Here is a 20,537-nt window from a genome sequence, read left to right on the forward strand (position 1 = left end):
GAAATTACAGAAATCCTTTTCTGATTGGCTTCCGCTGAATTACTTTTTCTTGGTCGGTCTTTCCCAACCTTGAATGTTGCGCTGCTTGCCGCGGCCAATTGCTAACTCAGCGGCTTCAACATCTTTGGTAATTACCGAGCCCGCTCCAATCGTACTGCCTGCACCCAATTTTACCGGCGCAACTAATGCGGAGTTGGAACCAACAAATACGTTATCGCCAATTTCGGTTTTGAATTTATTTACGCCGTCGTAGTTACAGGTGATGGTGCCTGCGCCGACGTTTACGTTGCTGCCAACAATTGCGTCACCCACGTAGGACAAGTGATTTACTTTACTCCCTTTGGCGATCACTGCTTTTTTGGTTTCTACGAAGTTACCGATTTTTACGCCGTCCGCCAAATCGGTACCGGGACGCAAGCGTGCGTAAGGGCCAATATCACAATCAGCGGCAAGAACAGAATCTTCAATATGCGTGTAGGCTTTGATGTGACTGCCCGCACCAATTTTACTATTGATGATGACGCAGTTTGGTTCAATCACAACGCCATCGCCTAATTCAATTTCACCCTCGAACACACAATTAACGTCGATTACTACATCTCGACCTACGGTTAAATTTCCACGAATATCAATGCGCGCTGGGTCGAGCAAGGTTACACCGGCAACCATCAATTCATTCGCTTTTTGTTTTTGATAAAAGCGTTCAAGCGCTGCTTGTTGTTGGCGATTGTTAATGCCTTCAACTTCTTCTACCGCATTGGGTTGTTCGACATGAATCGCAACTCCGTCTGCTTTCGCCATCGCGATAATATCGGTGAGGTAGTATTCGCCTTGTGCGTTGTTATTCTTCAAAGCTGGCAACCACTTTTGCAGATGCTTGGCTTTTACCGCCATGATGCCTGTGTTGATTTCGGCAATTTTCTTTTGCTCGTCGCTCGCGTCTTTATGTTCAACAATCGCGGTCACTGCGCCAGATGCATCGCGGACAATACGACCGTAGCCGGTCGGGTCTTGCATATTCACCGTGAGCAAGCCCATTTGCTTTTCGCTCACGCCAGCGATTAATTTTTGCAGGGTTTCTGCACGAGTTAAGGGAACATCGCCATAAAGAATTAACACGGTCGCGTCGTTACGCAATTGTGGAAGCGCTTGTTGCACAGCATGGCCAGTGCCGAGCTGTTGCGCTTGCAATACAAATTTCACATCAGGCGCTGCCATGCGCTCTTCAACTTTTTCTGCACCATGACCAACGATAATCAACAATTGTTCACCACCGACTTGGCGAGCGGTATCTGCCACATGTTGCACCAAAGCTTTGCCACCAATGGGGTGCAACACTTTAGGCAAATCTGAACGCATGCGAGTGCCTTTACCGGCAGCGAGAATGAGTATGTCGAGCATGATGATTCCTTTACATAAACAAATGTGAGGTCGGCATTCTAGCGCCCTGCTTGGGGTATGCCCAGAATCGCCGTGATGAACCAATAAAAAAGGCGACTCGAAAGTCGCCTTTTTTACTTACATCTAACTTACTGCTTGCCAGCCTTTTTCTTGATAGCTTGCAAGGTGCGCAATTGTGCAGACGCTTCTGCCAATTGGATCGCCGCGCGGGAGTAATCAAACTCACCGCTTTTGTTTGCCAGTTCTTGCTGAGCGTGTTGCTGAGCCTGAAGAGCGGCAGCTTCATCCACATCGTCGGCGCGCAAAGCAGTGTCTGCCAATACGCTGATGTGGTAGGGCTGTACTTCCAGGAAGCCACCGGAAACGTAGTAGATTTCCTCGGTACCATCTTGCTTGATCACACGTACTGGGCCTGGTTTCAAACCAGTCAACAGTGGGGCGTGACCATAGGTGATACCAACTTCACCGACGCTACCCGTCGCAATCAACATTTCGACCAAGCCAGAGAAAATCTCGCGCTCAGCGCTGACGATATTGCATTGAACAGTCATGGCCATATCTGTCTCTCTTGATGAATTTCAAACCCAAGTGACAAACCCCGACCTAGTGGCCGGGGTCAGTAATTACTTGAGCTTGCTCGCTTTCTCGATAGCTTCGTCGATTGAACCAACCATGTAGAACGCTTGCTCTGGCAGGTGGTCGTAGTCACCAGCCAACAAGCCTTTGAAGCCGCGGATGGTTTCTTTCAACGGAACGTATTTGCCTGGTGAACCAGTGAATACTTCTGCTACGTGGAAAGGTTGAGACAAGAAACGCTCGATTTTACGCGCGCGGTTTACGGTTTGTTTGTCTTCTTCAGACAATTCATCCATACCGAGGATCGCAATAATATCTTTCAACTCTTTGTAACGTTGCAGTACGGTTTGTACGCCACGGGCTACAGAGTAGTGTTCCTGACCGATAACCATTGGGTCCAACTGACGCGAGGTTGAATCCAGTGGATCGATCGCTGGGTAAATACCCTTAGCGGCGATGTCACGGCTCAATACTACGGTTGAATCCAAGTGAGCAAAGGTGGTTGCAGGAGACGGGTCAGTCAAGTCGTCCGCAGGTACGTATACCGCTTGTACAGAGGTAATAGAACCGATTTTGGTAGAAGTAATACGCTCTTGCAGAACGCCCATTTCTTCCGCCAATGTTGGTTGGTAACCTACCGCTGAAGGCATACGGCCCAACAATGCAGATACTTCAGTACCAGCAAGGGTGTAACGGTAAATGTTGTCAACGAACAACAATACGTCTTTACCTTCGTCACGGAATTTTTCAGCCATGGTCAAACCAGTCAAAGCAACACGCAAGCGGTTACCTGGCGGCTCGTTCATTTGGCCGTAAACCATCGCTACTTTGTCTACTACGTTAGATTCTTTCATCTCGTGGTAGAAGTCGTTACCTTCACGAGTACGCTCACCTACACCGGCGAATACAGACAAACCGCTGTGCTCTTTTGCGATGTTGTTGATGAGTTCCATCATGTTTACGGTCTTGCCTACACCGGCACCACCGAACAGACCAACTTTACCACCCTTGGCGAAAGGACATACCAAGTCGATAACTTTAATACCGGTTTCCAAAAGCTCTTCAGAAGCAGCCAATTCTTCGTACTTAGGAGCAGCACGGTGAATTTGCATACGCTCTTGTTCGCCGATAGGGCCAGCTTCGTCAATTGGGTTACCCAATACGTCCATAATACGACCGAGGGTTTCTTTACCCACAGGTACTTTGATTGGCTCTTGGGTGTTGGTTACTGAAAGGCCGCGACGCAAACCTTCAGATGAACCGAGTGCAATAGTACGAACAACACCGTCGCCCAACTGTTGTTGAACTTCGAGGGTCAAATTGCCTTCGGTAATAACCAGTGCGTCATACACTTTTGGTACTGAATCACGTGGGAATTCCACGTCGATTACCGCACCAATGATTTGAACAATACGTCCGCTACTCATTTCCGGTTCCTCATTTGTTCCAGAAATATCAGGCCTTTATAAACCGCTTCGGACCTGAAGGTTAAACTTAAAATAAGTTAAATAAGGTTTGCGTCTTAGCTTACTGCTGCCGCACCACCCACGATCTCGGAGATCTCTTGGGTAATGGCTGCCTGACGCGCCTTGTTGTAAATCAGTTTCAAGCTGTTGATTAACTCGCCAGCGTTGTCGGTTGCGGACTTCATCGCAATCATACGTGCAGCTTGTTCAGCCGCGGCGTTTTCAACAACGGCCTGATAGACTTGCGACTCAATAAAGCGAGTCAACAGACCTTTCAACAGGAACTCGGCATCGGGCTCATAGATATAATCCCAGTGATGCTTGAGCTTGCTGTTTTCATCAGGCAACAGCGGTAACAACTGCTGGACACGTGGCGACTGCGTCATGGTGTTAACAAACTCGTTACTCACCAAAAACAGCTTGTCGATTTTGCCTTCTTCAAATGCATCCAACATGACCTTAACGCCGCCAATCAGATCAGCAACGGCTGGTGCTTCACCTAAATCGCGAGTTGCAGCAACAATGTTGCCACCGAAACTCTTGAAGAAAGCACCGGCTTTCGCACCGATCAGGCACAGATCAATGGCCACGCCCTGGTCTGCCCAGGATTTCATGGATTTGATCGCGGCTTTAAACACGTTAATGTTCAAACCACCGCAGAGGCCGCGGTCACTGGACACTATGACAAAACCCACACGCTTGACTGGACGTTCCAGCATAAAACGGTGTTTGTATTCGGGATTGGAATTGGCCAAGTGCCCGATTACTTCACGCATGCGACTGGCGTAAGGTTTACCCAGCTGCATGCGGTCTTGCGCACGACGCATTTTACTAGCGGCAACCATTTCCATTGCGCTGGTAATTTTCTGCGTGCTTTTGACGCTTGCAATTTGCGTCCGGATTTCTTTAGTGCCTGCCATACGCAAAAACTCTTGAAAGATGAAGCTGCGTTTAAGCGCAGCTTCGGTTAACGGCTATTACCAGGTGCCAGTTGTCTTCAGCTTGGTAACCAGTTCTTTGAACTTGCCTTCCAATTCGCCGTTCCAATCACCGGTCGCGTCGATGTGGTTCATCGTGTCCGCGTATTGCGATTTAGCGAAAGAGAGCAGGGCAGCTTCAAAGTCGAGCACTTTGTTAACAGGAATATCTTTCAAGTGGCCTTCGTTGGCAGCGAACAATACCAATGCCATTTGCGCAACGCTCAATGGAGCAAATTGTTTTTGCTTCATCAATTCAGTTACGCGTTGACCGTGATCTAACTGAGCTTTGGTAGCTTCGTCGAGGTCAGAGGCAAACTGCGAGAACGCAGCCAATTCGCGGTATTGCGCCAAAGCAGTACGGATACCGCCTGACAATTTCTTAACCACTTTAGTTTGCGCAGCACCACCTACACGCGATACCGAAATACCGGCGTTCATCGCAGGACGAATACCTGAGTTGAACATGCCAGATTCAAGGAAGATCTGACCGTCGGTAATAGAAATCACGTTGGTTGGTACGAACGCAGAAACGTCACCAGCCTGGGTTTCAATGATTGGCAGAGCGGTCAAAGAACCGGTTTCGCCTTTCACTGCGCCATTGGTGAATTTCTCAACATAGTCTTCGCTCACACGTGATGCGCGCTCCAACAGACGGCTGTGGAGATAGAACACGTCACCAGGATAAGCTTCACGACCTGGTGGACGACGCAACAAGAGAGAGATTTGACGGTAAGCCCAAGCTTGCTTGGTCAAGTCATCATAAATGATCAAGGCATCTTGACCGCGATCACGGAAGTATTCACCCATGGTGCAACCAGTGAACGCAGCCAAGAACTGCATTGCAGCTGGGTCAGAAGCGGTAGCTGCAACCACAATGGTGTGGTCCATAGCGCCGTTTTCTTCCAACTTACGAACAACGCTCGCAATAGAAGAAGCCTTTTGACCGATGGCAACATAGATACACTTAATGCCAGAACCTTTTTGGTTGATGATTGCATCAACCGCAATAGCGGTTTTACCGATTTGACGGTCACCGATGATCAGCTCACGTTGACCGCGACCGATAGGTACCATCGCATCGATTGCTTTCAAACCGATTTGAACAGGTTGGTCTACCGATTTACGCCAAATTACGCCGGGAGCGATTTTCTCAACCGCATCGGTCATCTTGGTGTTCAATGGACCTTTACCGTCGATTGGGTTACCCAAAGCGTCAACTACACGACCCAACAACTCTGGACCCACAGGAACTTCCAGAATACGGCCGGTGCACTTACATTTTTGACCTTCGGCAACACCGCGGTAGTCACCCAGAATTACAGCACCTACGGAGTCGCGCTCCAGGTTCAGTGCCATACCATAAACGCCGCCTTCGAACTCGATCATCTCGCCGTACATAACATCGGCGAGACCGTGAATGCGGATAATACCGTCGGTAACGGATACCACCGTACCTTCGTTTTGTGCTTCTGTCGAAAACTCAAGACTCTCAATACGCTTCTTGATGATTTCGCTGATTTCAGAAGGATTCAGTTGCTGCATGCTCTGTTCCTCAATCCCAACGATTAGGATTTCAATGCTTCGGCGAGTTTCGCCAAGCGGCCACGGACGGAACCATCAATTACAACGTCACCGGTGTGGATCATCGCTCCACCCAACAAGCTCTTATCAACAGAGCTGTTAACGTTTACTTGACGATCCAACTTGGCGCTCAGTGATTGGGCCAATTTGTTAATTAAGTCAACAGGCAACTCGTAAGCCGCTGTCACCTCAACATCGATAGTTTTTTCTTGCTGCGCTTTCAGGTTGGCAAACAATTCCTTGATAAAAGGAAGCAGTGCCAAACGCTTGTTGCTTGCAAGGGTCTGGATGAAATTTTTGAAATTTGCATCCAACTGCTCACCACACACTTGTACAAACACGGAAGCTTTCTGCTCGGCAGTCAGACCAGAAGCGGCTAGCGCTTTTTTAACCTGGTCTTGTTCTGCTACGGCGGCTGATACTTCCAATGCTTCAAACCATGACTGCAGTTTATTAGCAGCTTTGGCGTATTCGAATGCGGCTTTGGCGTAAGGTCTTGCCAAGGTGGTTAGTTCAGCCATATCTACCTCTTAGAGCTCGGCAGCGAGTTTATTTACCAACTCGTTGTGAGCATTTTGGTCGATAGAAGATTCGAGAATCTTTTCTGCACCGGCTAAAGCAAGAGTCACTACCTTCGCACGCAATTCTTCACGCGCACGGCTAGCGTTTTGCTCAATTTCAGCTTGGGCAGCGGCTTTCACACGCTCAGCTTCAACAAGGGCTTTTGCTTTTGCTTCTTCAACAATTTCAATCGCACGCTTGTTTGCCAAATCGACAATAGCGGCAGCTTCTTTCTTTGCAGTAGAAAGCTGTTCAGCTACTTTTTGCTTGGCTAATTCAAGATCTTTTTCAGCCCTATCCGCAGCCTGGAGGCCATCTGCAATACGTTTGCTACGCTCAGCCATTGCCGCAACAATGGGTGGCCACACAAAACGACCTGTCAGATAAATAAAGATGACAAACGCCACCATTTGGCCAATTAACGTTGCATTAATGTTCACGTTTAAATGCCTTTGTTAAAGGGTTTAAAAAAGTTGTGTGGAATTACTGACCAACAACTGCGAACAGGATGTACATGCCGATACCAACACCAATCATTGGAACCGCGTCCACCAGACCCATAACAACGAAGAATTGGGTACGCAACATTGGGATCAATTCTGGTTGACGAGCACCGCCCTCCAAGAACTTACCACCCAAAATACCTACGCCGATTGCTGCGCCAACTGCACCCAAACCAATTACCAGGGCACCTGCGATGTATAAAAAAGCTAATGCTTCAGTCACTGTATTTCTCCTACAAAGTTAAAGTTAAAAAGTTAAAACAAAAAAACAAACCAAAAACAAAAATTAGTGATGCTCTTCTGTCTGGTAAGACAGACTCATGTAAACAATGGTCAACACCATAAAGATCATTGCTTGCAAGAAAATAATCAGAATGTGGAAAAGCGCCCACACAACCTGAATTAAACCAGCCAAAGGCGCAAACAACACACCAGCGCCATACATGATGGCAACCAGGATGAAGATAATTTCGCCCGCGTAGAGGTTGCCGAACAAACGAAGACCAAGAGAAACAGGTTTAGAAATCAGCGTTGGCAATTCCAAGACGAAGTTAACCGGAATAAACAAGGCTTGAACAATAGGGTTGCTGCTGCTGAACGGATGCAAAGTCAGTTCTTTCAAGAAACCCAATGGACCTTTTTGAGTAATGCTGTACCACAGGATCAAGGCAAATACACACATTGCCATACCCAAAGTGATGTTAGGGTCAGTAGAAGGAACCACTTTGAAGAAGACTTCGTGTGGGTTGGCGCCCATGGCACCACCGATTTTTTGCGCGATGGTTGGCAGCAAATCGATAGCCAACAAGTCCATCGCATTCATGAAAAACACCCAAACGAAAATCGTCAACGCCATAGGCGCAACCATTTTGTTTTGGTAAGGGAACATGCTTTTTACGTTGCCTTCAACAAACTCAACTGCTGACTCAACCACGTTTTGCAAACCGGTTGGAGTATCAGAGGTTACTTTCTTGGCAACACTGCGGAAAATCAAAAAGAACACTAAACCGAGGAATAGTGACCAGCCCATGGTATCCACGTTAATTGCCCAAAAGCCCATGGTTTTGGCTTCGGCAGCATTAGCGGCGAAACCCCAGTGGCCATCGGGGAATTGACCATAGGTCAGGTTGGTTAAGTGGTGCTGGATATACTGTGATGAGGTGAGGGCTTCACCGTGCTCACTTACGTGTTCAACGTCAGACATGTCGTTAATCCCAATCAAAATGAAAAAACTTTTATCATCAACCTCGGCGAGCACTCTTCAAGAGTCTGCTACGAGCCAAGGGATATGCCCACACCGTGCATTGCACCAAGGCGTAGGACACAAAAATCAGGAGCGCGTATTTCGCTTGTTTAAACCATGCAACATATTTGAATGCAATCAGGAACAGTAAGGCCGTGATTACAAATTTACCTATTTCGCCCAGGTAAAAGGCAGCCAGCATTTCCCTCGGTGGTTTTCCCAACGCGGGGCGAAACGCAACAATCGCAAGCCAAAGGTTAGCTAACGAACAAATCATTCCACCAGACAGGATTACGATTGCGACTTGCTTGCTGAAAGGGAGCCCAAACAAGCTCAACCCCAGCGATACTACTACTTGAGCAGCAACAATTTCCAAGGCGAAGGTGCGACCTCTAGGCTCCACAGGGGGCTGGGCGCGGGACGAAAGATTGCGATTCGTCAAAGGCGTTCTCTTGGATTTTGCGCAAGGTTGTTATTACTTTTGGTAACAATCAACCGGATTTAAGGCTCAATTTTGGCGCAGGCATTATAGTGACAAAGGTCACTCTCATCAACCACGGCGCTTTACAATATCCTTACAAAGCAGCAAAAGCTGTCGCGGTTTTGCTGCTTTTCCACCAGATTTACTGGATATGGCCCAAAATGCCATCCAATTCATCCAGCGAGTTATAAGTAATCACTAACTTGCCCTTACCTTTAGTGCCATGCTGGATTTCTACTGCAGCACCCAGTTTTTCCGACAAGCTGTTTTCAAGGCGACGTATATCGGCAGAAGGCTGGTTATCCGGCTTCACCTTTTCATCCTTTTTGCCTTCCTGATAAACCCGAACCAAGGCCTCCGTTTGGCGAACCGATAAACCCTTGGCAACGATTTGGCGAGCGATGTCGCGCTGGGCGGCAGCTTCCAAGGTGAGAATCGCACGCGCATGGCCCATTTCGAGGTCGCCATGTTCCAGTAATGTCTTCACTTCGTCGTTGAGCGCGATCAAGCGTAACAGGTTTGTCACAGTCGCGCGTGATTTACCCACCGCTTGGGCTACTTCCGCATGGGTCAATTCGAATTCGTCTTGAAGACGTTTGAGCGCAACGGCTTCTTCGATGGGATTGAGGTTTTCGCGCTGGATGTTTTCGATAAGCGCCATGGCAATGGCGGCTTCATCGGGTACGTCGCGAATCACGGCGGGGATTTTGTCCAAGCCGGCTAATTGGGTCGCGCGCCAACGGCGTTCACCAGCGATGATTTCGTAACGACCTTCACCAATGGGGCGAACCACGATGGGCTGCATAACGCCCTGAACTTTGATCGACTCCGCCAGTTCTTCCAAGGCTTCTTGATGCATATCCCGGCGCGGCTGGTATTTACCGCGCTGAATAATTTCCACCGGCAAATGCGCGAGCTTGCCATCTTTGTATTCGAGTTTCGCATCTAGCTCGCCGGGTACGAGTGGCATATCCGGCGCGGGCGCTGTCACACCGAGACCTGCGCTCAGGAGCGCATCCAAACCTTTGCCTAGACCTTTACGTTTTGTGGACATCTGACTTAAACCTTATGAATTTTTAGTGTGCGGTTTCAGCTGCAGCAGCTGGTTTGGCGGCGGCTTCGTTGCGACGCAAAATTTCGCCCGCGAGCGCAAGGTAAGCAATGGCTCCTTTGGACTGGCGATCAAACGCCAATACTGGCATTCCGAAACTGGGCGCTTCGGCCAAACGAACGTTGCGTGGAATGCAGGTGCGATAAAGTCTATCGCCAAAGTGTTGCGTTAATTGTGCAGACACATCGTTGGTCAAGCTGTTGCGCGGATCGTACATGGTGCGCAGCAATCCTTCGATTTTTAAGTCGGGATTCAACACGCGCTGAATTTGGTTAATGGTATTCACTAAGGCCGACAAGCCTTCGAGCGCATAGTATTCACATTGCATGGCAATGATCACACCATTGCACGCGGTCATGGCGTTGAGCGTGAGCATGTTGAGCGAAGGCGGGCAGTCAATCAAAATATAATCGAAATCATCCTTCACTTGATTCAAGGCATTTTGCAAACGACGCTCTTTGTTATCGAGCGCAAGCATTTCTACTTCGGCGGCGGTTAAATCGCCGTTTGCTGGTAGAACTTGATATTTGCCACTCTCCGAGAACACCAAACAATCTTTTATGGATTCACGCTCGGTGAGTACATCGTAAATAGATTTTTCAATTTCATTTTTATTCACACCACTGCCCATGGTGGCGTTGCCTTGTGGATCCAGATCCACGAGCAAGACACGCTTTTTGGTCGCAACCAAGGAAGCGGCTAAATTCACACAGGTGGTGGTTTTACCCACACCGCCTTTCTGATTTGCAATAGCGTAGATCTTGGTCAAAATAAAATCCTTTAACCACAAGGTGGTTTTCAGTATTTATGATTCGATTATTTTTTTGTTTGCAGTACTAACAAGTGACGCTCACCGTCAGTTTCTGCAACATCTAATTTTATGCTTTCGAGTAATTCAATTTTTTCCGCGATAGGCATCAATTCATCTTGCGGATAAACACCTTTCATCGCTAAAAACACGCCGTCGCTTTCTAGCAAGTGGGCGCAACCTTCTGTCATATCTTGCAAGCTCGCAAAAGCGCGGCTAATAACAGCGTTAAATTTTTGCGCGGGTTGAAATTCCTCGACACGGCGATTTTCAACACTAACATTTTCCAATTTCAATAATGTTTTTACATGAAACAGAAAGCGTGTTTTTTTTCCGGCGCTATCAAGTAGCGTAAATTTTTTTTCGGGAAACATAATCCCTAGCGGAATTCCCGGTAAGCCTCCGCCTGTTCCCACATCAATAACACGGTCGGTTGAGTATGGGGTTTTCAAAAAATAAGGAACCACACTCAAGCTATCTAACAAATGCCGCGCCACCATTTGACGTATATCGCGAATGGCTGACAGGTTATAGGCTTTGTTCCATTTATCGAATTCGCGGATATAGGCCAACAGGTTGTTAATTTGCGATTCGGCCAAGGCAACCTGCATTTGGTTTGCGCCCTGAACGAGAATTTCACGCAAATCTTTTTCTAAATCACTCACTCGATAAAACTCTTGTATTTGTTAGATGGTGTTAGCGAAGCGCCCCTTGCTTCCGCGTAAGCGGAAAATTTTTACGACGCTTGTTGCTCAGCGCTGTCCACCGACTTCATTCTTTTCAACATGCCATGCTTTTTCAAGTACATCAGCAATTGTGATATTGCCGCAGGCGTAATACCTGAAATTCGCTGGGCACGCGCCAATGTTTGCGGCCGCGCAGCGGACAATTTTTGTTTCACTTCGTTAGACAGACCTTCTACCAAGCTGTAATCAAAATCATCCGGTAAAATGGTATTTTCATAAGCACGCAGGCGTTCTATTTCTTCTTGCTGGCGATCAATGTAGCCGGAATACTTTGCTTCAATTTCAATTTGCTCGGCCACGAATTCGTCGTTAACCGCTTCGCCTTTTAAAGTTGCCACTTGATCGTAGGTTAATTCAGGGCGCTTTAATAAATCGTGCAAGCTGTATTCGCGAATTAATTTGGTGTTAATAATCGCTTCGACTTTTTCCGCTTCTGGTGAACCAGCCTGAATCCAGGTGGATTTCAAACGCTCTTGCTCGCGCGCGATATTTTCACGCTTATCGCAGAAGGCTTTCCATTGTTCGTCGCTAATTAAACCTAACTCGCGACCTTTTTCAGTCAAGCGCAAATCGGCATTGTCTTCACGCAATAACAAACGGTATTCGGCGCGACTGGTGAACATACGGTAAGGTTCTTTGGTGCCGAGCGTAATCAGGTCATCAACCAACACACCTAAGTAAGCTTCATCTCGGTTTGGGCACCAAGCTTCTTTTTCCTGCGCGCGCAGCGCCGCGTTTATTCCCGCAAGCAAACCTTGCGCGCCCGCTTCTTCGTAACCTGTCGTGCCGTTAATTTGGCCGGCGAAAAATAATCCGCCAATCACGCGAGTTTCTAAACTGTGCTTCAAATCTTGTGGATTGAAAAAATCGTATTCAATTGCGTAACCGGGACGGAGGATATGCGCGTTTTCAAAACCTTTCATGGAACGCACGATTTCCAATTGCACATCAAACGGCAAGCTGGTGGAAATTCCGTTTGGGTAAAGTTCGTGCGTGGTCAAACCTTCGGGTTCGATAAATACCTGATGTGAATCTTTATCCGCGAAGCGGTGAATTTTATCTTCGATGCTTGGGCAGTAACGCGGGCCAATACCTTCGATCACGCCAGAATACATGGGTGAGCGATCAAGATTGCGACGAATCACATCGTGAGTTTTTTCGTTGGTATGCGTCATGTAGCAACAAATCTGACGCGGGTGCATAGCACGATTACCACGCACGGACATAACCGGAACCGGATTATCGCCCCATTGTTTTTCCAAACCTTCGAAATTTACGGTGCGCGCATCAATACGCGGCGGTGTTCCGGTTTTTAAACGATCAACGCGCAGCGGCAATTCACGCAAGCGCTTTGAAAGTGCGATTGACGGTGGATCACCCGCGCGACCACCCGAATAATTTTGCAAACCAATATGGATCAAACCACCGAGAAACGTACCCGCTGTGAGCACAACTTGATTTGCGTGGAATTTCAAACCCATTTGCGTGACGACACCGCGAATTTCGTCGTTCTCGACGATTACGTCATCGGCAGCTTGTTGGAAGATCCACAGGTTAGGTTGATTTTCGAGAGTTTCGCGAATCGCGGCTTTGTAGAGAATGCGGTCTGCTTGAGCACGGGTCGCGCGCACAGCGGGACCTTTGCGGGCATTGAGAATACGGAATTGAATACCGCCTTTATCGGTTGCCAACGCCATAGCACCACCCAAGGCATCAATCTCTTTTACGAGATGGCTTTTACCAATGCCGCCAATAGCAGGGTTACAGGACATTTGGCCGAGAGTTTCGATGTTATGGGTCAGCAGCAGGGTTTTACAGCCCATGCGCGCCGCGGCCAGACAGGCCTCGGTACCGGCGTGGCCACCACCGATTACGATCACATCAAAACGCTCTGGAAAAATCATCGAGTACAACCTTGCAGCGGTGCTGCAGCTAAACGGGTTTGCCATGCAAAGCGCGGACACAGCGCTTTTGCGAAAAGGGCACGCATTATAGAGCGAGTTGAGCAATTGCACAAAACATGTACAGGGTTTAATCAGCTTATTTTTTGCACGAAATTTTATTCTGTTACAACAGAGGAAAATATTTAAATAAATATATTTAAGGTTAATTAGGAAGTTAAAATATGTTGTAATTAATATGACGATATATATCTGTGGATAAGATATATTTTTATTTATTTATCAATATATTACAAGAAGTAAAACCCTTAGGGAAAGCTGCTCGAAAGCTCATTGTAAGATGGATGTAAGCTGTTTGTGGAAGCCCAACTTATACAGACGCGACGAAAAATCCGACTTATCCCCAAAAATATCGCAAGCTTTTGTTCAGTCAACCCACAGAATTACGCACAGACCTGTTAATAATTAACGAAAACCTATAAAAAACAGTTATTTATGGCGTAAATCTCTATTTTATTGTGGATAACCTGTGTAAGTGTGTGGAAAAACATGAAAATAAACTTGTATAAACATTTCTCTTACTGGAATGTTTGTGTTGTTGTGCAGGTTTTTGTAGTTTCAGTTAAAAATGGCGTTAACATTAAAAGGCCGCTGGTTGAGAGCGGCTTTTTATTGCCATTCTAAAACCACCTCCTATGGAGGTGGTGATCAGCTACTCGGGGCTATGCCTGAAAAGTGCCCATGCTAGATACACAATCGTTTGTTACCAGCAAATGATCAGGAGTAAAAAGCATGAGCAGATATGAATCCGCTTCACACGTATTCTATCGATGTCAGTATCACATTGTTTGGACGCCGAAGTATAGGTTCAAGATATTGACGGGAAATATAGGAAAAGAGTTGTATCGAAGTATTTATGTGTTTTGTGGGATGAAGAATTGCAAAGTAGTTGAGCTAAATGTGCAGATAGATCATGTGCATTTGGTGGTAAGGACGCCGCCCAGCATAAGTGTTTCGGAGCTAATGGGGACATTGAAAGGAAGAACAGCGATAAGACTGTTCAATAAATTTCCGTATTTAAGAAAGAATAAAATGTGGGGAAATCATTTCTGGCAGCGTGGCTATTTTGTAGATTCAGTTGGCGCGAATGAAGAGGTGATTCGGAGATACGTACGTTATCAAGATAAGCAGGCGAGAGAGGAAGATGAGCGCCAGCTGCGGTTAGAGGTAACGGTTTAAGACAAGCACCCTTATAGGGTGCTAATCAAAGCCACCTGCTATGCAGGTGGATTTTTACTTTCCTATACAGAAACTACTGAAGATTCGACCCAGCAAATCATCGGGCGTAAATTCGCCGGTGATTTCACTTAAGGCGTTTTGAGTTTGGCGAAGGTCTTCGGCCAGCAATTCACCGGCTGCGTAGCCCTGTAACTGGGCTTTACCTGAGGCAAGGAATGATTGTGCGCGTTCAAGTGCATCCAAGTGGCGACGACGAGCGGTAAACCCTCCCTCACCCGTGTTGCTAAAACCCATAATGTCTTTTAGGTGTTGTTTTAAATCATCCATACCGTCGCCCTTGGCGGCGCTGATGCCTATATAAGAAACACCAGTCTCTAATTCCACAATTCCCGCCCGTTCGCCACTCAGGTCAATTTTGTTGCGTACGAGCGTTAATTTTTCGGGGTGTTCCAAGCGCTCAATAAAATCGGGCCAGATTTTTATGGGATCTGTTTCGGGCGTGCTGCCGCTGTCTACTAACAAAAGCACGCGATCGGCTTGCTGGATTTCTTGCCAGGCGCGTTGAATGCCGATGCGTTCTACTTCGTCTGGGCTGTCACGCAACCCGGCGGTATCGATGATATGCAAGGGCATGCCATCGATATGAATGTGTTCGCGCAGCACGTCGCGGGTAGTTCCTTCAATGCTGGTAACAATCGCCGATTCGCGGCCGCTTAAGGCATTCAACAAACTGGATTTTCCGGCGTTGGGTCTGCCTGCAATAACCACACGCATACCATCGCGAACCAAAACGCCTTGTTTGGCTTCTTTAAATACCTGATTGAGTTTTTGTTCGATAGTATTTAAATCATGTGCGACTTTTCCATCGCTTAAAAAATCGATTTCTTCTTCAGGAAAATCGATCGACGCTTCAACGTAAATTCGCAAACTGATTAAGGCTTCTACCAATTCGTGAATACGTGTGGAGAAAGCGCCTTGCAAAGAATGGAGCGCATTTTTAGCAGCTTGTTCGCTGGTGGCATCAATCAAATCTGCAATAGCTTCAGCTTGGGCTAAATCGAGTTTGTCGTTGAGAAAAGCACGTTCGGAAAATTCACCGGGGCGTGCAAGGCGAACGCCAAGTTGCGTAATTTCACGCAAGAGCAAATCTAAAATAACCGGGCCACCATGACCTTGCAGTTCAAGAACATCTTCGCCGGTAAATGAATTGGGACCAGGAAAAAATAGCGCTATGCCTTGATCAAGAATTTCACCTTGGTTGGAATAAAAAGGTGTGTAATGTGCAAAGCGTGGTTGGAGCTTTTGTTTTAACAGCGTTTCAGAAATGAATTTGGCTTTAGGGCCAGAGACGCGAACTATACCGACACCACCACGACCGGTCGCAGTGGCGATTGCAGCGATGGTGTCAGTATGTAAATTCATGCTTAAGCTTTTGCGTCAGCTTTTTCTATTTGTTTGGTGATCACGTATTGCTGAGCAATAGTCAAAATATTGTTGGTTACCCAGTACAACACCAAGCCTGCTGGGAACCACAAGAACATAAAGGTAAATACCAGTGGCAACATTTGCATGACGCGCGCTTGCATCGGGTCAGTGGGTTGCGGATTTAATTTTTGCATGAACCACATGGTCACGCCGTAAATTAACGGCAACACATAGTAAGGATCCATGACGGACAAATCTTGAATCCAACCATAGAAAGGCGCATGGCGAAGTTCTACGGATTCCATCAATACCCAATACAACGCCAAAAATACCGGCATTTGAATCAGCATTGGCAAGCAACCGCCAAGCGGATTTACTTTTTCATCTTTGTAGAGCTTCATCATTTCTTGCGACATCTTTTGACGATCATCGCCATAACGCTCTTTCATCTCTGCCATTTTTGGAGCGAGTTTTTTCATCTTCGCCATAGATCTGTAACTGGTAGCAGAAAGATGGAAGAACAAGGCTTTAACAATAATGGTCAAACCAATAATCGCCAGACCCCAGTTGCCAACGAGCAAATGAATTTTTTTCAACAACCAGAATAAGGGTTCACCAATCATCCACAGGAAACCGTAATCAACAGTTAAATCCAAATGTGGAGAAATAGTTTTAAGTGAATCTGTATCTTTTGGGCCAGCATAAAAATTCGCTTTGATGCTGCCTTGTGCACCTGGGGCTACATCAACGGGGCTACCAATAAAGCTAAACAGGAAAACATCGTTGGTGCCTTGCTGGCTTAGCTTGAAGGTATTGGTGGTGCTTGGATCTGGAATCCAGGCGCTGATGAAATAATGTTGAATTAGAGAAACCCAACCACCTTGTTCTGTGGTTTCAAAAGGAGCTTTTCTCAAATCATCAAATTTAACTTTTTTGTAATTTTCTTCTTTGGTTGTTACTGCGCCGCCCAAGTAGGCGCTCATCATCATGGCGTTGGTTTTTGCGAAGTTTTTGCTGTCGCGTTTGATTTGGCCGTAGAGTTGACCATCCCATTTATTAGCGCTTTGGTTATCAATCAAATATTCAACACCAACAACATATTGGCCGCGGGTGAAGGTAAAACGCTTGGTAATTTTTACATCGCCTTGCTGCAAGCTTAAATCCACCGCTAAGGTATCTTTACCGTTTTCCAAGGAGTATTCAGATTTTTCAACGCTGTAAGTTGGGCGACCTTGCGCGGTGTCAGTACCGTTAGCGCCAATCAAACCACTTTGAATGCGGTAAAGATGATCGGGTGTGTTGTCAATCAACACAAAGGGAGAATCTGGGTTTTTCAGATCAATTAAATGACGTGGCAATGCGACACGCACTATATCGCCACCCACTGGATCGATACTTACTAACAAGCTGTCGGTTGCAACTTTAATGACACTGGTCGATGCAACGGCAGGCGCAGTCGGTGTAGATGGGCTTGCGGTAGAAGTCGCACTGGGAATATCAGAAGACTTGGCAGCAGTTGAAGCTGGAATTTCTGATGTAGCTGCTGGTGCAACAAGGGGAGCATGTTGCTCTTGATAGGTATTCCAGCGAATCGCCAGCATAAATAGAACGGCGAGAATTGCCGCGATCAATATGTTTTTTTGCCAATCCATCTTATTGACTGCCATCTAAAGGTTGTTGAAAGGAATTCTGTTCAGGTTTTATCACCGGGTCCAAACCACCCGGATGCCAGGGGTGGCATTTTAGTAGGCGACGCAGGGTTAAATAACCCCCTTTGGTAACGCCATATACATTTATTGCTTCTTCCGCGTAGTGTGAGCACGTCGGGTAAAACCGGCATTGGTTGCCAATCCAGGGGCTTAAAAAAAAGCGGTAACCGTGAATGCACTTTATGGCGATACGGCTTGGATTGAGAAAACTCATGCTGCAGGTTCCGATGTTGCTTTTTGAAGCTTGCGGATCAAGCGCTGCCATTGGCCATTGAGTTGTTCTATCAACATGGCGTTGGTTGAATCGTTCATGCCTTTGCGCGCGAGCACGATAACATCTATACCCGCCAATTGTTGCTGTTTTACACGAAAAGTTTCGCGAATCAGACGTTTCATCCGATTTCTATCGACAGCATGGCGAATGTGTTTTTTGGCAATGACTAAACCCAAGCGCGGACGACCGAGCTGGTTTTGACGAGCGAGAAACAGGAAGTGTTGGTGCGAGGTACGAAGCGGTGCGTCATCAAAGACGCTTTGAAAATCGCTAGAGCTTAGCAGGCGCATCGACTTGGTAAATGACTGACCTGATTTTCGGTCAGCTTGCCATTCGACGGTAATGGCCTGCTTCACTCTAACGATCCATTAATACGGGGTATTAAACGGTTAAGGCTTTACGACCTTTAGCGCGACGACGAGCCAATACCAAACGGCCGTTTTTAGTAGCCATGCGAGCACGGAAACCGTGGTTGCGAGCGCGTTTAAGAGTACTTGGTTGGAATGTTCTTTTCATGAAACTAAACCTGTTGTAAGGACACAATAAATCACACGGTGTGTGAAAGACGCGGGATTCTAAAGAAGTTGTGTTTATAAAGCAAACAGTTTTGGAATTATTATTCAGTTTGCTGGGTGAGTGTTAATAACCACGGGTTTTACTCAGTTTATACATAATATATAAACAGGTTTATCCACAGATTTTATTAATAAACATTATTTCGCTTATTTTTTGGGCAATCTATAAGTTGTTGAATTTTTAGCACTTTGAACCATGTTTAAAAATTCTTACAGAGATTTTTAGTCTAACTGTGGATAACTTTTTTTGTTGGGAGTACACTCCGTTTTCTTAAAAATTCTTTCCCTAAAAACCTTCTGCATAACCCCTTTTTTGTAGCGGTTTTTGGCTATTTTTTGCTCGTTACACATAGATGTAGGTTTGCAGTTCAATAACAGTCCTATATGTAGTTATTCGTAGATATATATAGATAAAGATAAGATCGTCGGGAGTTTCTGTTTTGTCGCAGTCCGTTTGGAAATTATGTGCATCCAGCTTGCAGGATGAATTGCCTTCGCAGCAATTCAACACCTGGATTAAGCCTTTGCAAATAGATGAAGTTGCCAACCCTAACGAATTGCGTTTGTTAGCACCCAACCGTTTTATCAGTAATTGGGTAGAAGAAAAGTTTTTAGCGCGTATTAAAGAGCTGGTCGCCCACTTTCAAGACGGAGCGCCCTTGTCTGTGGTGATTGCTGTGGGTGCTAAACCTCAAGCCGCTTTTGAACAGGTACGTGCGCCAGCAACTTCGGTCGCTAATACGCTCACTGTTGCATCATCTATAAAGGAAGCAACACCCGTCGCCAAATCTGATGCTGATGAAGTACCTGAAAAATCCCGTCGTTCTAATGATGATGTACAACGTGTTGTGCAAGAGGCCGATGTTGAAGGCGGCTTAAAACACAGCAACTATTTAAATACGGCGTCCACTTTCGCCACCTTCGTGGAAGGTAAATCCAACCAGCTGGGATTGGCCGCCGCACGCCAAGTCGCCGAAAATCCGGGTGGTGCTTACAACCCGCTCTTTATCTATGGCGGTGTGGGTTTGGGTAAGACGCATTTAATGCAAGCCGTTGGTAATGCATTGGTTGCCAAGAACCCCAATGCAAAAGTGGTTTACTTACATTCCGAGCGATTCGTTGCCGATATGGTGAAAGCCCTGCAATTGAATGCGATCAATGACTTCAAACGCTATTACCGGTCCATGGATGCTTTACTCATCGACGATATTCAGTTTTTCGCCGGTAAAGAGCGTTCACAAGAAGAATTCTTCCACACCTTCAACTCACTACTTGAAGGTGGTCGCCAAATTATCCTTACCTGCGATCGCTTCCCCAAAGAAATTAATGGCTTGGAAGAACGCTTAAAATCGCGCTTCGGATGGGGTTTAACCGTAGCCGTGGAACCGCCAGAGTTGGAAACCCGCGTGGCGATTTTGATGAAGAAGGCCGAGCAGGTAAATATTGAATTACCGCATGATGCTGCCTTCTTTATTGCGCAACGAATTCGCGCTAATGTACGTGACCTCGAAGGTGCGCTTAAACGCGTGATTGCGAGTGCGAACTTTACCGGCCGCCCAATTGACGTTGAGCTGGTTCGCGAAGCCTTAAAAGATTTGTTGGCGTTGCAGGATAAACAAGTCGGTATCGACAATATCCAAAAAGTGGTGTGCGAATATTACAAAATCAAAATGAACGACATGGTGTCTAAACGTCGCAGTCGTTCTGTGGCTCGACCGCGTCAAGTTGCCATGGCCTTAGCGAAAGAATTGACCAACCATAGCTTGCCGGAAATTGGCGAAGCCTTTGGTGGACGCGATCATACTACCGTGTTGCACGCGTGCCGAAAAATAAAAGAATTGCAGGAAGAAACAGCCGATATTCGCGAAGATATGAAAAACTTGCTGCGGTCGCTGACAACTTAATTTATAAACACGCTTACTATTTTTGTGCTGATTTTATTAATAAACCTTTAGAT

21 protein-coding genes are annotated in these 20,537 nt (G+C 46.6%); 2 read left to right on the top strand and 19 right to left on the bottom strand.

Annotated features, from left to right (window positions below):
• Positions 1-39: 39 nt before the first annotated feature.
• The 14 genes from glmU to mnmG form a co-directional block, all read right to left on the bottom strand.
• Positions 40-1,401, bottom strand: coding sequence for a bifunctional UDP-N-acetylglucosamine diphosphorylase/glucosamine-1-phosphate N-acetyltransferase GlmU (glmU, locus tag U1F02_RS09070; protein ID WP_409990065.1), 1,362 nt, complete (start codon positions 1,399-1,401; stop codon positions 40-42).
• Between the two features lie 128 nt (positions 1,402-1,529).
• Positions 1,530-1,958 (bottom strand): F0F1 ATP synthase subunit epsilon, encoded by a 429-nt coding sequence (locus U1F02_RS09075; protein WP_409990066.1) that lies wholly within the window; start codon positions 1,956-1,958, stop codon positions 1,530-1,532.
• A gap of 66 nt (positions 1,959-2,024) precedes the next feature.
• On the bottom strand, positions 2,025-3,404 hold the full coding sequence (gene atpD / locus U1F02_RS09080; RefSeq protein ID WP_409990067.1) for a F0F1 ATP synthase subunit beta: 1,380 nt from the start codon (positions 3,402-3,404) through the stop codon (positions 2,025-2,027).
• 95 nt (positions 3,405-3,499) lie between these two features.
• Positions 3,500-4,363 (bottom strand): F0F1 ATP synthase subunit gamma, encoded by an 864-nt coding sequence (gene atpG / locus U1F02_RS09085; protein ID WP_409990068.1) that lies wholly within the window; start codon positions 4,361-4,363, stop codon positions 3,500-3,502.
• A gap of 57 nt (positions 4,364-4,420) precedes the next feature.
• Positions 4,421-5,965, bottom strand: coding sequence for a F0F1 ATP synthase subunit alpha (atpA, locus tag U1F02_RS09090; RefSeq protein ID WP_409990069.1), 1,545 nt, complete (start codon positions 5,963-5,965; stop codon positions 4,421-4,423).
• Positions 5,966-5,988: 23 nt separating this feature from the next.
• A complete protein-coding gene (locus U1F02_RS09095) occupies positions 5,989-6,525 on the bottom strand; it encodes a F0F1 ATP synthase subunit delta (protein ID WP_409990070.1) in 537 nt (178 codons plus the stop codon).
• A 9-nt stretch (positions 6,526-6,534) separates the two neighbouring features.
• Positions 6,535-7,005 carry a F0F1 ATP synthase subunit B gene (locus tag U1F02_RS09100; RefSeq protein ID WP_409990071.1) on the bottom strand — a complete coding sequence of 157 codons (471 nt, stop codon included), beginning with the start codon at positions 7,003-7,005 and terminating at the stop codon, positions 6,535-6,537.
• Positions 7,006-7,048: 43 nt separating this feature from the next.
• Positions 7,049-7,291, bottom strand: coding sequence for a F0F1 ATP synthase subunit C (gene atpE / locus U1F02_RS09105; protein WP_409990072.1), 243 nt, complete (start codon positions 7,289-7,291; stop codon positions 7,049-7,051).
• Positions 7,292-7,354: 63 nt separating this feature from the next.
• A complete protein-coding gene (atpB, locus tag U1F02_RS09110) occupies positions 7,355-8,272 on the bottom strand; it encodes a F0F1 ATP synthase subunit A (RefSeq protein ID WP_409990073.1) in 918 nt (305 codons plus the stop codon).
• A gap of 37 nt (positions 8,273-8,309) precedes the next feature.
• Positions 8,310-8,753: an ATP synthase subunit I gene (locus U1F02_RS09115; protein ID WP_409990074.1), complete on the bottom strand. Its 444-nt coding sequence runs from the start codon at positions 8,751-8,753 to the stop codon at positions 8,310-8,312.
• A gap of 181 nt (positions 8,754-8,934) precedes the next feature.
• The gene (locus U1F02_RS09120) at positions 8,935-9,762 is read right to left on the bottom strand and encodes a ParB/RepB/Spo0J family partition protein (protein WP_409990286.1); all 828 of its coding nucleotides are present in this window, start codon (positions 9,760-9,762) and stop codon (positions 8,935-8,937) included.
• A 106-nt stretch (positions 9,763-9,868) separates the two neighbouring features.
• Positions 9,869-10,672 (bottom strand): ParA family protein, encoded by an 804-nt coding sequence (locus U1F02_RS09125; RefSeq protein ID WP_409990075.1) that lies wholly within the window; start codon positions 10,670-10,672, stop codon positions 9,869-9,871.
• Positions 10,673-10,719: 47 nt separating this feature from the next.
• Positions 10,720-11,322, bottom strand: a complete 603-nt coding sequence (rsmG, locus tag U1F02_RS09130) for a 16S rRNA (guanine(527)-N(7))-methyltransferase RsmG (RefSeq protein ID WP_409990287.1) — start codon at positions 11,320-11,322, stop codon at positions 10,720-10,722.
• A 125-nt stretch (positions 11,323-11,447) separates the two neighbouring features.
• Positions 11,448-13,361, bottom strand: a complete 1,914-nt coding sequence (gene mnmG, locus U1F02_RS09135; RefSeq protein WP_409990076.1) for a tRNA uridine-5-carboxymethylaminomethyl(34) synthesis enzyme MnmG — start codon at positions 13,359-13,361, stop codon at positions 11,448-11,450.
• Between the two features lie 789 nt (positions 13,362-14,150).
• Between mnmG and tnpA the strand changes: the two genes are divergently transcribed.
• Positions 14,151-14,597 (top strand): IS200/IS605 family transposase, encoded by a 447-nt coding sequence (gene tnpA, locus U1F02_RS09140; protein WP_409988560.1) that lies wholly within the window; start codon positions 14,151-14,153, stop codon positions 14,595-14,597.
• Between the two features lie 54 nt (positions 14,598-14,651).
• Here tnpA and mnmE read toward each other — a convergent pair whose 3' ends face one another.
• From mnmE to rpmH, 5 genes are read right to left on the bottom strand one after another with little or no spacing between them, the layout of a single operon-like run.
• Positions 14,652-16,019: a tRNA uridine-5-carboxymethylaminomethyl(34) synthesis GTPase MnmE gene (mnmE, locus tag U1F02_RS09145; RefSeq protein ID WP_409990077.1), complete on the bottom strand. Its 1,368-nt coding sequence runs from the start codon at positions 16,017-16,019 to the stop codon at positions 14,652-14,654.
• Positions 16,020-16,021: 2 nt separating this feature from the next.
• A complete protein-coding gene (yidC, locus tag U1F02_RS09150; RefSeq protein ID WP_409990288.1) occupies positions 16,022-17,674 on the bottom strand; it encodes a membrane protein insertase YidC in 1,653 nt (550 codons plus the stop codon).
• A gap of 1 nt (position 17,675) precedes the next feature.
• Positions 17,676-17,996, bottom strand: a complete 321-nt coding sequence (gene yidD / locus U1F02_RS09155; RefSeq protein WP_409990078.1) for a membrane protein insertion efficiency factor YidD — start codon at positions 17,994-17,996, stop codon at positions 17,676-17,678.
• On the bottom strand, positions 17,942-18,361 hold the full coding sequence (rnpA, locus tag U1F02_RS09160) for a ribonuclease P protein component (RefSeq protein WP_409990079.1): 420 nt from the start codon (positions 18,359-18,361) through the stop codon (positions 17,942-17,944). The genes yidD and rnpA overlap by 55 nt, the downstream gene beginning before the upstream one ends.
• 25 nt (positions 18,362-18,386) lie before the next feature.
• The gene (gene rpmH / locus U1F02_RS09165; RefSeq protein WP_409990080.1) at positions 18,387-18,521 is read right to left on the bottom strand and encodes a 50S ribosomal protein L34; all 135 of its coding nucleotides are present in this window, start codon (positions 18,519-18,521) and stop codon (positions 18,387-18,389) included.
• Positions 18,522-19,020: 499 nt separating this feature from the next.
• Between rpmH and dnaA the strand changes: the two genes are divergently transcribed.
• The gene (gene dnaA / locus U1F02_RS09170) at positions 19,021-20,484 is read left to right on the top strand and encodes a chromosomal replication initiator protein DnaA (RefSeq protein WP_409990081.1); all 1,464 of its coding nucleotides are present in this window, start codon (positions 19,021-19,023) and stop codon (positions 20,482-20,484) included.
• The last annotated feature ends 53 nt before the right edge of the window (positions 20,485-20,537 follow it).

The sequence above is a fragment of the Cellvibrio sp. genome (genome assembly GCF_046347455.1).
In the GTDB taxonomy this organism is placed as follows: Bacteria; Pseudomonadota; Gammaproteobacteria; order Pseudomonadales; family Cellvibrionaceae; genus Cellvibrio.

What these genes read in the sequence shown, in the direction of transcription:
- atpD (WP_409990067.1), bottom strand. Translation starts at nt 3,404, where the DNA reads ATGAGTAGCGGACGTATTGTTCAAATCATTGGTGCGGTAATCGACGTG.
- U1F02_RS09095 (WP_409990070.1), bottom strand. Translation starts at nt 6,525, where the DNA reads ATGGCTGAACTAACCACCTTGGCAAGACCTTACGCCAAAGCCGCATTC.
- yidD (WP_409990078.1), bottom strand. Translation starts at nt 17,996, where the DNA reads ATGGCAGCGCTTGATCCGCAAGCTTCAAAAAGCAACATCGGAACCTGC.
- U1F02_RS09120 (WP_409990286.1), bottom strand. Translation starts at nt 9,762, where the DNA reads ATGCCACTCGTACCCGGCGAGCTAGATGCGAAACTCGAATACAAAGAT.
- yidC (WP_409990288.1), bottom strand. Translation starts at nt 17,674, where the DNA reads ATGGATTGGCAAAAAAACATATTGATCGCGGCAATTCTCGCCGTTCTA.
- atpB (WP_409990073.1), bottom strand. Translation starts at nt 8,272, where the DNA reads ATGTCTGACGTTGAACACGTAAGTGAGCACGGTGAAGCCCTCACCTCA.
- glmU (WP_409990065.1), bottom strand. Translation starts at nt 1,401, where the DNA reads ATGCTCGACATACTCATTCTCGCTGCCGGTAAAGGCACTCGCATGCGT.
- atpA (WP_409990069.1), bottom strand. Translation starts at nt 5,965, where the DNA reads ATGCAGCAACTGAATCCTTCTGAAATCAGCGAAATCATCAAGAAGCGT.
- rsmG (WP_409990287.1), bottom strand. Translation starts at nt 11,322, where the DNA reads ATGCAGGTTGCCTTGGCCGAATCGCAAATTAACAACCTGTTGGCCTAT.
- mnmE (WP_409990077.1), bottom strand. Translation starts at nt 16,019, where the DNA reads ATGAATTTACATACTGACACCATCGCTGCAATCGCCACTGCGACCGGT.
- U1F02_RS09075 (WP_409990066.1), bottom strand. Translation starts at nt 1,958, where the DNA reads ATGGCCATGACTGTTCAATGCAATATCGTCAGCGCTGAGCGCGAGATT.
- atpG (WP_409990068.1), bottom strand. Translation starts at nt 4,363, where the DNA reads ATGGCAGGCACTAAAGAAATCCGGACGCAAATTGCAAGCGTCAAAAGC.
- rpmH (WP_409990080.1), bottom strand. Translation starts at nt 18,521, where the DNA reads ATGAAAAGAACATTCCAACCAAGTACTCTTAAACGCGCTCGCAACCAC.
- mnmG (WP_409990076.1), bottom strand. Translation starts at nt 13,361, where the DNA reads ATGATTTTTCCAGAGCGTTTTGATGTGATCGTAATCGGTGGTGGCCAC.
- tnpA (WP_409988560.1), top strand. Translation starts at nt 14,151, where the DNA reads ATGAGCAGATATGAATCCGCTTCACACGTATTCTATCGATGTCAGTAT.